This is a genomic window from Caballeronia udeis (assembly GCF_001544555.2).
GTDB classification, from domain to species: Bacteria; Pseudomonadota; Gammaproteobacteria; order Burkholderiales; family Burkholderiaceae; genus Caballeronia; species Caballeronia udeis.
On sequence record NZ_FCOK02000075.1, the window covers coordinates 38,203 to 50,800 of the forward strand.

10 protein-coding genes and 1 pseudogene are annotated in these 12,598 nt (G+C 59.0%); 7 read left to right on the forward strand and 4 right to left on the reverse strand.

What is annotated here, in order from left to right:
* Window positions 1-20 precede the first annotated feature (20 nt).
* Window positions 21-959, reverse strand: coding sequence for a LysR family transcriptional regulator (locus AWB69_RS35865; protein WP_062091535.1), 939 nt, complete (start codon window positions 957-959; stop codon window positions 21-23).
* A 166-nt stretch (window positions 960-1,125) separates the two neighbouring features.
* Between AWB69_RS35865 and AWB69_RS35870 the strand changes: the two genes are divergently transcribed.
* A complete protein-coding gene (locus tag AWB69_RS35870) occupies window positions 1,126-2,316 on the forward strand; it encodes an MFS transporter (protein ID WP_062091536.1) in 1,191 nt (396 codons plus the stop codon).
* A gap of 129 nt (window positions 2,317-2,445) precedes the next feature.
* On the opposite strand, the gene AWB69_RS35875 is transcribed toward AWB69_RS35870, so the two are convergent.
* Complete coding sequence (locus tag AWB69_RS35875; protein WP_062091537.1) at window positions 2,446-3,321, reverse strand: carotenoid biosynthesis protein; 876 nt, start codon at window positions 3,319-3,321, stop codon at window positions 2,446-2,448.
* Complete coding sequence (locus tag AWB69_RS35880) at window positions 3,318-4,415, reverse strand: NAD(P)/FAD-dependent oxidoreductase (protein ID WP_197500391.1); 1,098 nt, start codon at window positions 4,413-4,415, stop codon at window positions 3,318-3,320. The genes AWB69_RS35875 and AWB69_RS35880 overlap by 4 nt, the downstream gene beginning before the upstream one ends.
* 117 nt (window positions 4,416-4,532) lie before the next feature.
* Between AWB69_RS35880 and AWB69_RS35885 the strand changes: the two genes are divergently transcribed.
* The 6 genes and pseudogenes from AWB69_RS35885 (at window position 4,533) to AWB69_RS35915 (ending at window position 11,062) form a co-directional block, all read left to right on the forward strand.
* Entirely contained in the window at window positions 4,533-5,183 is a 651-nt protein-coding gene (locus AWB69_RS35885) for a TetR/AcrR family transcriptional regulator (RefSeq protein WP_062091539.1), read from the forward strand.
* Between the two features lie 663 nt (window positions 5,184-5,846).
* A pseudogene (locus tag AWB69_RS47285) lies at window positions 5,847-6,572 on the forward strand (IS5 family transposase).
* A gap of 99 nt (window positions 6,573-6,671) precedes the next feature.
* Window positions 6,672-7,487 carry a DeoR/GlpR family DNA-binding transcription regulator gene (locus tag AWB69_RS35900; RefSeq protein WP_062091540.1) on the forward strand — a complete coding sequence of 272 codons (816 nt, stop codon included), beginning with the start codon at window positions 6,672-6,674 and terminating at the stop codon, window positions 7,485-7,487.
* A gap of 112 nt (window positions 7,488-7,599) precedes the next feature.
* The gene (locus AWB69_RS35905; RefSeq protein WP_062091541.1) at window positions 7,600-8,586 is read left to right on the forward strand and encodes a tagatose kinase; all 987 of its coding nucleotides are present in this window, start codon (window positions 7,600-7,602) and stop codon (window positions 8,584-8,586) included.
* Window positions 8,587-8,827: 241 nt separating this feature from the next.
* A complete protein-coding gene (locus tag AWB69_RS35910; protein WP_062091542.1) occupies window positions 8,828-9,586 on the forward strand; it encodes a GolD/DthD family dehydrogenase in 759 nt (252 codons plus the stop codon).
* 120 nt (window positions 9,587-9,706) lie between these two features.
* Window positions 9,707-11,062 (forward strand): ABC transporter substrate-binding protein, encoded by a 1,356-nt coding sequence (locus tag AWB69_RS35915; protein WP_407923074.1) that lies wholly within the window; start codon window positions 9,707-9,709, stop codon window positions 11,060-11,062.
* Window positions 11,063-11,207: 145 nt separating this feature from the next.
* On the opposite strand, the gene AWB69_RS35920 is transcribed toward AWB69_RS35915, so the two are convergent.
* Window positions 11,208-12,272 (reverse strand): EAL domain-containing protein, encoded by a 1,065-nt coding sequence (locus AWB69_RS35920; protein WP_082913741.1) that lies wholly within the window; start codon window positions 12,270-12,272, stop codon window positions 11,208-11,210.
* Window positions 12,273-12,598 lie beyond the last annotated feature (326 nt).

Here is a 12,598-nt window from a genome sequence, read left to right on the forward strand (position 1 = left end):
GCGCCCGGCGTAATGCGGCATCACTCGTTAGCCGCACCAAGCGCTTCGCCGAAGCGGGATATGCTCGCGAGCGGGCCCGTTTTCGTCGATTCGACCAGGTAGTCGAGGAAGGCCCGCACAGAGGGCGACGTACGCCGCGAATGTTCGAAGAGCGCATTCACGGGCGCATGCATTGGTTCGTAGTCTTGAAGGATGCGCCGCAACCGGCCACGCTCAATGTCGTCCGCCACTTGCCACGATGGAGCGCGCACGATACCCGCACCGTCGATCGCCGCGGCCGCGAGCACGTCGAGCGCGTTGGCCCGGAGGCGGCCTGTAATGCGTGCGGAACGACGAGTGCCTGCGGACTTGAAATGCCAATCGACGGGGCCAGGCTGGTCGGAGAAAACGAGGCAGTCGTGCTGACGCAGCTCATCAGGAGAGCAAGGCACGCCGCGCCGCTCGATATAAGACGGCGCGGCGCAAACGATCATGCGCACCTCACCGAGCTTGCGTGCCACGAGCGCCGAATCAGGCAGGCGGCCCACGCGAATCGCGAGGTGGATGTCCTCCTCGACGAGATTCACGGCGCGGTCGACCAGCAGCAGCTCGATCGAAACTGCGGGGTGGCGCGCAAGGAAGCGCGGCAGGAGCGGCGCGATGACGGTTCGGCCTAGCAGCGTGGGTGCAGCGATACACAAACGGCCCGATGGATCGCTGCGGCCCGCGCTGAGCAACGCGCCCACTTCGTCCAGCTCCGCGAGGATCGACTTCGCGCGCTCGAAAAAGAGGCGCCCCTCGTTCGTCAGCGCAATGTGCCGTGTCGTGCGGCGCAGCAGTTGCATGCCGAATCGCGTCTCGAGCGCCGACAAGTGGCGACTCACCGAAGTCAGCGACATCGGAATCGTACGGGCGGCGGCAGACAGACTGCCGGCTTCCACCACTCGGACAAACACATTCATTGCGTCGAACCGGTCCATTGATCACCTTTCCTTAAATCGGAAGAGTCATTACCGCTTTGTGACCGTACTCCCGAATCCGGGAATAGTCTACATTCCCCTTTGAGCAAACCGCAAAAGCCCGCACGCCACGCTTGGGCTCGAGCGTGCGAGCACTTCGAAAATTTCGGGCAAAGGATGGGCGCAGATGAAGCAATCGATCTACTGGTTCATGGCACTCGCAGCCGGACTCGTCGTCGCCAATAACTATTACAACCAGCCGCTGCTCGTTGATTTCGCGCATACGTTCAGGGTTACTGAAGGTCAGGCCGGTGTGGTTTCCATCGCCGCGCAGGCTGGTTATGCGCTGGGCCTGCTCTTCTTCATTCCGCTCGGCGACAAGGTCGAGCTTCGCAAGCTCTTCGCGTTCACGTTGACGGCCTCCGTCGTCGCGCTCGTCGCGATGGCGGCGGCGCCCACGCTGCCTTGGGCCGTGGCGGCGAGCTTTGCCGCGGGCATGGCAAGTGTGGCACCGCAACTGCTCACGCCTCTTGCGGCGCAGATTGCAGGACCCCAGGGCCGCGGCAAGGCCGTCGGAATCGTGATGTTGGGCCTGCTTTGCGGCATCCTCGTCTCTCGCACGGTATCGGGCGTGATCGCTGCATATTTCGGATGGCGCGCCGTCTACGCCTTCGCGGCAGTCGCGATGGTGGCCGTTGCCGCCATGCTTGCGCGCGTGCTTCCACGCGTCGAGCCGACCTTCTCGGGTAGCTACGGCGTGTTGATGCGTTCGCTGTTTGCGTTGCTGCGCGAGGAGCCCGTGGTACGGCAGACCGCTTCGATCGCGGCATTGCAGTTTGCCGCATTCAGCGCGTTCTGGACGACACTCGCGTTTCACCTGCACGGCCTCGACCCACGTTACGGCAGCGAGACGGCCGGATTGTTCGGGCTCGTCGGTGTCGCCGGGGCCAGCGCGTCCTATGCCGTCGGCAAGCTGGCCGATGCTCACGATCCACGTCGTGTCATTCTCGCGGCCAGCATCGTCTTCATCGCCTCGTATGGGCTGCTTGCCTGGAAAGGCGCGAGCATCGGCGGGTTGATCGTTGGCGTAATCCTGCTCGACCTCGGCCTGCAAAGCTCGCATGTCTCGAACATGGCGCGCAACCTGGCGGTTCGGAGCACTGCGATGAGCCGCGCCAACACGCTTTATATGACGATTCGTTTTGCGGGCGGGGCGATCGGCGCGACGCTTGGCAATTATGCGTGGAGCATGTGGCATTGGCCGGGCGTGTGCTGTGTTGGGCTTGTCTTTGCCGGCGCCTCAGTGCTGCTGCAGATCACTCCCGCGTCCGGTCAGCGACGGCCTGTGGTGGAACGCGAGAAAAGCGCCGACGCATGAGGTGCGTGAAGCGCGATAGGCAATCGAGCGATCGCATCAAACTTGCCGTCGTGGCTGCATCGAATCCGAAATAGAGGGGGATCTGTCGTCGGTTTCTCGTATGAGAGCTTCGGGTTGCGCCGGCCTCGCCTATTCCCCTACACGTGCGAGCGAACGGAATACGGCCAGCAACCAGAACGGAAGTACGGTAAACAGGCCCACGAGCGCAGTCGCCGCTCTGATGTCGTGGAGTTGCCACACCGCACCGGAGGGATCGGTCACTCCTCCGGCCTGCGTGTCGAACAGCAGGCTGAGGATAGGCGCGGCGATGATCGACGTATAGGCAAACAGCGGTTTGATCCAGTAACCCGCCATATCCGGACGCGGGCCCTTCAGACGCCGCGCATAGAGTGCGAATACCTGGAAGAACACGTAGACAGTCAGATACCAGCCGAGAAAGTTGACGAACGGTACGCCGAAATAGCTGCCGCCGTGATGCCAGATCCAGTTGCCGGTGATTGTCGACATCATTGGATCAATGGTCAGGTCCCAGCTCACCATGATGAAGCTCGCGATGACGGGCGTTTGCACCGCCAATGAGCCGCGCAGCCTGCCGGAGGTATCGCCAAGGATCGCCCGTGCGAGTGTCCATGACAGATAGCCGACACCGAAGTACGCTGGACCGATCAGCAGTGGCACGAGGAACAGTTTCGGGCCTATCGTGTCGCTGTAATGATATGAGCCGAACGGAAAGCCGGTGACGATGCTCAGATTCTCGAAGGCGTTGCTGAAGCCCAGGCAGATCGCGATGAAGAACAGGATCGCGCGCCAGCCGTAGGTTGATGCGCCGTGCAGCAAACCGAACATGAGCAGCGACAACGCGAGCATTGCTCCGCCGACAACCGTCGGCAAGTGCATCAACACGGACGCGACATGGGACAGTACGCTTGCGGCCGCGAAAACCCATAGCGCGGGCGAGATCCACTGTGCGCCGGCCTTCGGGTGGGTGGCTTGCAGGACTTTCATGCGCACTTCCTCGCGTAGCCAAATTCTTTCCGGTAACGGGGGATGAACAATTCGCGGCCCTTGATCAACGCGGTGGTCCAGTTGCCGACCAGCACACCGTCGCGCATGAGTGGCAGCATGCTCGCCCCGTCGCGCGGACCGAGCGGCACCAGGATGCCGCGTGACGACCAGGGAACATAGGCAGGCAGCGATTTAGGCGATTCGCCTGCAAGCGTGGCCGCAATGATTTTTGCGAGCCACGGCACTTGGCGGGTGATGGCGACGATCGTCATGGGGTCGCCCGTGGCGGCGGCATCGCCAAGTGCAAAGAGCCGTTGCGCGCCCGCAGGCCGCAGCCATGCATCGACTTTGACGCGGCCTTGCGCGTCGAAATAGGCGGCCGGCATGTGGCGGAATATGGCTGTGATAGGCCGTGCGCCGAGGGCCGGGAAGATGAGCTGGTTTTCGGCGGCGTAAGGCATACCCGGCAATGTGCCGAGATAGGGTGAGTTGGTCGCGTCCAGCGACTCGACCCGCGTGCTGAGATGGATGGCCACACCTTTGGCCCGCAGTTGCGCTTCGAGCGAGCGGGCCAGCTTCGCCGAATAACCGGGCATCAAGGTGGATGCGCTGGACACAAGCGTGACACGCTTGCGCGGATGCGCCGTGGAGATCTCCCCGGCCAGTTCGACACCCACCGCGCCGCCGCCCACAATCGTTACGCGATCTGTCGCGAGCAGGCTCGCATTGGCTGCCTTTACGCTGTCCTCGAACGCCCGCGCACCTTGCAAGGTCGGCTTGAACGGCCTCGCATAGTGCGAGCCGGTCGCAACAATCACAATATCGCCCTCGATCGTCGCGCCATCCGCCAGCATGACGCCGCCGTCGAACGCGTTCGCGACAATACCTTGCCGGACCCGGCCGCGACGCAGCAAACGATCATACGGGATCACGATCTTCGCGAGCAGCGACGGGTCCACCACGCTGCGGATCGCCGCGACGTTATGAACAAAATGATCACGGGCCTCGACTAAACAAACCTCGGCCCGCGAGTCGAGCGCTCTCGCGAGATTCGCGCCCGCATAACCGCCTCCTACGATGATCACTCTTTTCATCACGTCCTCATTCATGGACTTTCCGTATTGACTTTCCGATCGGAAAGTGAGGGTGATGATATACTTTCCACTCGGAAAGTCAACTATCCCGTTTTACAGACACAGCAGGCCATCAGCATGAATCCTTCCAAACCGGGCAACGCGCCTGACGGCCGCACCCGCATCCTGGCCGCGGCCCTGCAGGTCTTCGCCTCCTCGGGCTTCGAGGGCTCGAGCCTGCGGCAGATTGCCAGCCACGCCGGCGAAACGCATCAGTTGCTCGTCTACCACTTCAAGACTAAAGACGCGCTATGGCGCGCAGTCGTCATGTCGATCTTCGAAGAAAGCATGCAGGAACGAAGCGTCGCGGACTGGGCGGAGAAAGCGGTCACGGAAGAACCTGCCAGCGTGTTGCGCGAGATGTTTCATGCGTTCGCCATGTTCACTGCGCAGCATCCGGAATTCCATCGGTTGCTGTCGTTCGAAGGGCAGACGAACAGCGACCGGTTCAACTGGCTGATCGAAACCTATATCCGTCCGTACTACGAAATTTCAATTGGGGCGATTCAGGCGGGGCAGCAGGCGGGCGTGGTGCGCGCAGGAGACCCCGGGCGCCTTCACTATGCGGTAATCGGCATTGTCACGACCAGCATCGTGTTCGCGAACGAGTACAGCCGGATGACCGGCCTGGATCCGCGTTCGCCCGCGGAAGTCGAAAAGACCGTGAACCTCGTGTGCGACCTGCTGGGGCTGCCGTCAACGGAGAACGGCCCGTTCGCATCCACGTAAATGAGTAATCTTGACCCTGACCAGAGCCCATCAAGCCACTAACCAAGAAGTTGTAGCGGAATTGCCCATAAGGTCTGTTTAACTTGTGCGCCGGATCCTGTCCATGCGCCGGCGTCGGTGATATTCGGGTCTCCATGGCAAGGAGGGCTCTGATGTGATGGATGATTCCCTCCGGGGTCGGCATATGCCCAGCCGAAGAGGCCGCGTCTCGCCTTCGAACGGGTCTATCACCTTCTGTCATTTGCGTGAGTGGTGCAGTCGGGCGATTTTTGCGGTGACACATATATTTCGCGAATCATTTCGCGAATCGCCAACTTGATGAATTCAAAGGGGGCGTTGATAGCGCCGTCGACTAACCGCAGTTGTCACTTTTATACGTGAAGTTGTGGCAGCTTTACTTCGTTCTACTGTCCACGAATTGGGCCGCCGGCCCACTCAGCGACTCTCACAGGTGGTCCTGATGCGAATGCATGTATTCAAGCTGCCTACCGCACCCCGCTGGTCTGAACAGCGATCGGATTCTGACCGCACGATACCCGGAACTGCGGGTTACATCATCGCGCCGACATCCTTGGACCGGTAAATCGGGCCAGTTCGCACGCTAGGGTCTGTTTACATTTGAAAAAATGTGTTTACATCCTGTCTTTTGCGCTACGAGACAGGATGGTACGAACGTTACTGAGCGACGAAGTATGGAACAAAGTCCAAGTTATCCTGCCGGGCAAGGAAGGCGACCGTGGCCGAACGGCATCCAACAATCGTTGGTTCCTCGAAGCAGTGCTATGGATTGCCCGAACCGGCAGTCCGTGGCGCGATCTTCCCGCGCTGGCGAAGCAAGGGTGTGTGGGCGCGGGTGGCGAATGCTTTGGCAGGCGAGACGGAAATCGAGCACATCCTGATCGATTCGACGATCGTGCGAGCGCACCAGCATTCAGCCGGGGCCTTAAAAAAAGCGGGCCGCAAGCGCTCGGACGTTCTCGAGGCGGACTGAGCACCAAACTGCATCTGGCGGTGGATTCGAAAGGTCGCCCGTTGCGGCTGATCGTCACTGAAGGACAGGTCGCCGACATCTCGTGCGCCGCGCAACTGGTCGAGCATCTGCGCACCGGAGCGGTGATCGCAGACAAGGGCTACGATGCTGACCACTTCGTGCAACGGATTCGGGCTACCCGTGCGAAGGTCGTGATTCCCCCGCGTTCGAATCGCAAGACAAAGCGACGCTACAACCGTGCGCTGTACCGTACACGCAACCTGGTCGAACGTTTTTTCAATCGCATCAAGCATTTTCGCCGCGTCTCCACTCGATATGACAAGCTTGCCGAGAGCTATCTCGTCTTTGCATCGCTTGCCTGCGCGTTTGGGCCAGTCGTAAATGTGAACACCGCCTAGGGAAAATCACTACCTTCACCCGGCAAGAATCACTAGGTTGTCTTTCGATTCGAAACTATAATCTTTCGAAACAGAGGAATTACTTTCGAGATCGAAGACATGCTCGCAAACAAGAGTTCCCTGAAGCGGCGCCTGCAGATCGTTGAACTGGTCCGCAAGCGCGGCGAGGTTTCGGTCGAGGAGCTCAGCCAGGCGTTCGACGTGTCGAGCGTGACGATTCGCACGGACCTCACCTATCTCGAGGAGCAGCGTTACCTCGTCCGCTCTTTCGGGAAAGCTCGCTACCTTGCCCAGCGGTCGGGAAACAACGTCGTCATCCCGGAGGTCGACGGTGCTGCGCGAAAGGCTTGGGAGACCGCGATCGCCCGTTTCGCGGCAGAGGCCGTCGACGACCATCAATCGCTGATGTTGGGCGCGGGTGAAATAGTCCACAAGATCCTGCCATTTCTTTCGGACAGGGCGAATCTCGCGCTGCTGTTGCAAGACATTGGAATGGCACAGACCGCGCAGCGCTTCGTTCACTGCGAGCTACTGCTTACAGGCGGGCAGCTTGAGCAAGGCGCCACGACGTTGACTGGTCCCGATGCGGAAGCGTCCGTGACGCACAGATCATTCGACCTGTGCATTCTGGAAGCGTCGGGTCTTGATCGGGACGGCAATCTTCTTTGCGCAGATCCCGCAGTTGCGCGCGTGTCTGAAGGGGCCAGGCGAGGTGCCACCCGCACGATCGTAGTTGCATATCAGCCGCAACTGGGTGAGCACGATGGAGAAGTTTTCGCGAACGTTTCTGACATCGACGCTCTTTTGCTCGATGACGGAATTGACCCGGAAACAATGGAGCTGATGCAGAGCAAGGGCCTCCGGTTCCACAGAAGGGAAAGCGGAATTCTTGAGTTTCGCAAATCCACAGCCTAGTCCACTGCCAAAGGAAGACACACCATGAATTTGAAGCAAAACAGGTTCGTCGCAGCGCTGGCTGCTATCGCCTTCAATGTCATTGTGATTTCGCCTGTTGACTCAAAGCGCCATGGCTAACACTGAACTGCACAAACCCGGCGAGGCCGGCTATATCCTGACGATGGGTGAGATCCTCGTCGAAATCATGGCGACGGAGCGCGGGCAGTCGTTCCGCAGTCCGGGTACCCTGATCGGTCCGTATGCGAGTGGTGCTCCCGCGATTTTCATTGACCAGGTCGCGCACATAGGCAGCCGCTGCGCGATGATCGGTTGCGTAGGCGGCGACGATTTCGGCGCGCTCAACGTCGAACGCTTGCGTTCAGATGGTGTCGATGTATCGGGTATTTCGGTCATCAAATCCGCCACGACGGGTAGTGCTTTTGTCACATACCGGGAGGACGGCGAACGCGATTTTATCTTTAACATTGCTAACAGCGCTTCGGGGCAATTGTCTGTCGGCAATGTCCGGGATGACATTCTCAAGGACTGCAAACACTTCCATGTAATGGGGTCGTCGCTGTTTTCGTTTCGCATCATTGAAGCGATGAAAAAGGTTATCGAGGTCGTCAAGGGGCACGGCGGGACGGTGAGCTTTGACCCGAACATCCGCAAGGAAATGCTGCGCATTCCGGAAATGCGGGAGGCGCTGGACTTCATTCTCGATTACACGGACGTCTTTCTGCCAAGCGGACATGAAGTGACGCTGCTTGCCAGCGCAAGCACCGAGCACGGGGCTATTGAAGAACTGCTGAAGCGCGGGATTCGCGAAGTCGTCATCAAGCGTGGCAAGGATGGATGCAGCTTCTATGATGGGCTGAATGAAATCCATATTCCCGGCTTTCGAGTGCAGGAAGTGGATCCGACGGGCGCCGGCGATTGCTTCGGCGCAACGTATATAGCCTGCCGCTTGCAGGGATTCGGTGCAGATAAAGCGTTGCGCTACGCATGCGCGAGCGGTGCGCGGGCCGTCACGTTCCGTGGACCGATGGAAGGGACAGCGACACTTGCCGAACTCGATGAATTCATTGCGAAGACTGGGGAGCGACCCGATGTATAACATCGTGGCGCGCCTGGCCGGTGAAAATCCTGCGGCTGAAAGAAAAGGTCTCCGTCGTCGGCGGCGCTGTAATCGGAATACACCAGGGATGACGTCGCGGGATTCCCGCCGGAGTTGAATTTCAACGCTAGGACAGGCGCTCAAATCAGCCATTCAAGACCCGCATTGGTCGATCAATCGCAGCCGAACCGGTCAGACCTGATCGGAGGCATTTATAGAAACGCACGGTCAAGGAACAGTCATGGTCTCCAGGTCAAATACCTCTTATGATTTTACGAATGCTGTCGTTGTGATCACCGGCGCAGCGGCCGGGATCGGACGCATGGCTGCGGAGCTATTTGCAGACGCGGGCGCTACTTTGGCGCTCCTGGACCGCGCAGAGTCGGTCAAGGAAGTGGCCGCGGGTTTGGGCTCCAAACATACCGGTTGGATCGTTGATGTCACTGACGCCGAGTCGGTAACCGCGGCGGCGAATGAAATTTTGGCGTTATGTGGCCGCGTGGACGTGTTAGTCAATAACGCTGGCATCGGACCGCTTGCCCCGGCGGAGAATTTCCCGTTGGAGACGTGGGACAAAACGATCGCCGTCAACTTAACCGGACCATTTTTGGTCGCCCGAGCGTTCGCGCCCATCATGCTCGCGCGGAAAAGCGGAAGGATCATAAACTTGGCGTCCCAAGCCGCAGTCATCGGCATCGAGGGGCACCTTGCCTACTGCGCGAGCAAGGCCGGAATCATCGGAATGACAAATTGCATGGCGCTCGAATGGGCGCCTAGGGGAGTGACGGTCAATGCCATTTCACCAACGGTGGTTGAGACCGAACTGGGTCTAAGCGGATGGGCGGGAGAGGTAGGGGAGCGAGCCCGAGCCGCAATACCCACTCGCCGGTTTGCGAAGCCTGCCGAGATAGCGTCAGCCATCATGTACCTGGCGAGCACGGAAGCGGCCATGATAAATGGCGCAAACCTGATGGTCGACGGAGGTTACACCATCACCTGAGTCAAGAGTTATCTGCGTCACTATCTTTCCACTTATATAGTAATTCGGCTGCGAGCATTTCATTCATGACTGAACCGCTCCGCCCAATTTCGGTGCTTGATTAATATTAAGGAGACAGAAATGAAAGCAAAGCTCTACCGTAGTCAGGGGACCATGCGCGCGTTATGCCGTCGTCTCACCGTGATTGCGTCCGCGTGTGGAATCTTGGGTGTATGCAGCGTTGCACACGCCACCACCGTGACGATCGGCGTACCCAATAATAATGATCAGATTGAGCTCAAGAAGCTGTCACCAGCTTTTGAAAAGGCGAACCCTGACATTCAGTTGAAATGGGTGGTGCTTGAGGAAAATGTACTTCGTCAGCGCCTGACAACGGACATCACGACCAACGGCGGCCAGTTTGATGTCCTGGCGATCGGAACATACGAGGCGCCGTTGTGGGGGAAGCGAGGATGGCTCGTTCCAGTGAAAGACCTACCGGCGGACTACGACCTCAACGATCTGTTCAAGACCGTGCGCGACGGGTTATCTAATGACGGCAAGCTTTACGCGCTTCCGTTCAACGCAGAAAGTTCGATGACGTTCTATCGCAAGGATTTGTTCGCGGCAAAGGGTCTGACAATGCCCGACCACCCCACCTACGAACAGATCCAGGGATTTGCTGAAAAATTGACGGACAAGGGGAACGGCGTATATGGCATTTGCCTTCGCGGCAAGGCAGGTTGGGGAGAGAACATGGCTTACGTCGGTACCCTCGTTAACACGTTTGGCGGCCGATGGTTTGACGAGCAATGGCATGCACAGCTCACCTCTCCTGAATGGAAGCGCGCAATCGGATTCTATGTGAACCTCTTGCAGAAATACGGTGCCCCCGGAGCCAGTTCGAACGGATTCAACGAAAATCTTTCCTTGATGACCAGCGGCAAGTGTGCCATCTGGGTTGATGCAACCTCCGCTGCCGGCATCCTGTACAACAAAAAGGAATCTTCGGTGGCGGACAAGGTGGGATTCGCCGCGGCCCCAGTACAGGATACAGCTAAGGGCTCTCATTGGCTGTGGTCTTGGGCGCTCGCGATCCCAAAGACGTCGAGATCGCAGGATGCAGCAAAGAGGTTCATTGCGTGGGCCACTTCGAAGGAATACATCAAGCTGGTCGGAGCCGATATCGGCTGGGCATCCCTCCCACCCGGCACCAGACTCTCGACCTACCAGTTGCCTGAATACAAGACTGCTGCTCCGTTTTCAGAGTTCGTACGGAACGCGATCGAGACGGCGGATCCAGATCATCCGACCGCGAAGCCGGTGCCATATACCGGCGTGCAGTTCGTTGGCATTCCGGAGTTCCAGTCGTTCGGAACTGTAGTGGGCCAGAGCATCTCGGGTGCGGTCGCGGGGCAAACAACCGTCGATCAGGCGTTGCAGTCCGGACAGGCGATAACTGATCGGGCGGTACGCCAGGCTGGTTACCTCAAGTAATGCACGCGCTTGCGGCGCGGCAGAGCGGGCCGCGTGACGTACGAGGCGCGAGAGGAGTCAGTTCGAGAACGGTCTCGCCATGGGAGTGCGACACAGCACGGGGCAAATATGGTCTTACGCTCGGTGCTCCTGAAATGCGCCGTCACTAGTGAAGCTGCGACTTTTGTTTGGAGGCGAGTGCGGGCGTGGATTGCTTATCCGTATTGCCCATGTCTTGTACGAATTTCGCCACGGCCGGATCCTCGACGAAGCTCGTGGTCGAAGACGCACCGAGGATTGCCATCGCTTCCTGCGGCCTCGCCACGAGGAAGCCCTGCACATAGTCCACGCCGAGTTCCGTCAGCACACGAAGCGTATTAATGTTCTCTACCTGCGATGCAATGCTGCGCATGCCGAGGTTGCGTGCGAGCATGACCATCGCCTCGACAATGGCGATATCGGTCGGATGCGCGTGCATGGTGCGAACCAATTCGTCGTCGATCTTGAGCACGTCGGTGGATAGATGCCTCACATATTTGAACGAGCTGTAACCCGAACCAAAGTTGTCCAGCGCGATCTTGCCACCCATGTGGTGCACCCGAGAAATGAAGTGCTGAGTGCCCGCCAGATTGTTCAGCGCGACGCTCTCGCTGATTTGGAGGCACAGGTAAGGAACAACGTCCTGAAAGCGCACGAAAAGCGAAAAGGTTTCTTCAAGAAAGTGCGCGTCGTTGATTGAGCTGGCGCTCAAGTTCACGCAGATGAAGCGTGTATTTATGAGCGCCATGCGATGCTCCCTGAACCATTCGAGGACGGTGGTCATTACCCATGTGTCGATGGCAGCGATATCGCCGGATTGCTCCGCAGTCGCGATCAACTTGTTCGCCGCTTGCACAGATCCGTCGGGCGCGCGAACGCGCAGCAATACTTCGAAATCCAATGACTCGGAGGGCGCGGTTATAGACATGATCGGTTGCATCGCGAGATGGAGGCCGGGGGGCAGCCTGTCGCGTCGAGTCTGTTTGCCCGTTTGGCGCTTATCACGCCCGTTTGGGTGCCGGGGTCGGGTAGCCATGAGCGTATCCGAACTATGTTCCCGCTCGCCATCGCCCTCCGGCGCCAAATCCGAAACGAGCGGGTCCGGCTCTGGCATACGCGTCCGTAGGGCGGAATCCGGTGACTTTTTCACCGGCTCTGCTAAGTGGGTGTCTGCTCGAACTCGCTGTCGCATTTCACATCCCGCATCTGCATCAGACGGCGCCGTTTTCTGGCGTACTTGAATAGAACACGCGACCGGTCCTTGTTATTCCGCAGACGGCGAAGACTCGTGCTGTCCATGCATCGCTCCCGGTTGGCTGGGGCATAAGAAAGAGCAAATGGCTACCGTTTGATGTTCAGTTGAAGCAGGACAACACCCGCTGGCTCATGCCGCCTGGGTGAGCGGAAACCAGGTTCGCTTTGTAGAAAGTCCATTGGCCGAGTCACGCCCTGAGGCGGTCCGTCAAGGTTTTTCCGAGGGCAGGTGCAGCCCACATCCCTGAGCTTGTCGCCTCGGGC

Coding starts and splice junctions, on each gene's coding strand:
- AWB69_RS35865 (WP_062091535.1), bottom strand. CDS start 959: ATGGACCGGTTCGACGCAATGAATGTGTTTGTCCGAGTGGTGGAAGCC.
- AWB69_RS35870 (WP_062091536.1), top strand. CDS start 1,126: ATGAAGCAATCGATCTACTGGTTCATGGCACTCGCAGCCGGACTCGTC.
- AWB69_RS35915 (WP_407923074.1), top strand. CDS start 9,707: ATGAAAGCAAAGCTCTACCGTAGTCAGGGGACCATGCGCGCGTTATGC.
- AWB69_RS35885 (WP_062091539.1), top strand. CDS start 4,533: ATGAATCCTTCCAAACCGGGCAACGCGCCTGACGGCCGCACCCGCATC.
- AWB69_RS35910 (WP_062091542.1), top strand. CDS start 8,828: ATGGTCTCCAGGTCAAATACCTCTTATGATTTTACGAATGCTGTCGTT.
- AWB69_RS35900 (WP_062091540.1), top strand. CDS start 6,672: ATGCTCGCAAACAAGAGTTCCCTGAAGCGGCGCCTGCAGATCGTTGAA.
- AWB69_RS35880 (WP_197500391.1), bottom strand. CDS start 4,415: ATGAAAAGAGTGATCATCGTAGGAGGCGGTTATGCGGGCGCGAATCTC.
- AWB69_RS35920 (WP_082913741.1), bottom strand. CDS start 12,272: ATGCGACAGCGAGTTCGAGCAGACACCCACTTAGCAGAGCCGGTGAAA.
- AWB69_RS35905 (WP_062091541.1), top strand. CDS start 7,600: ATGGCTAACACTGAACTGCACAAACCCGGCGAGGCCGGCTATATCCTG.
- AWB69_RS35875 (WP_062091537.1), bottom strand. CDS start 3,321: ATGAAAGTCCTGCAAGCCACCCACCCGAAGGCCGGCGCACAGTGGATC.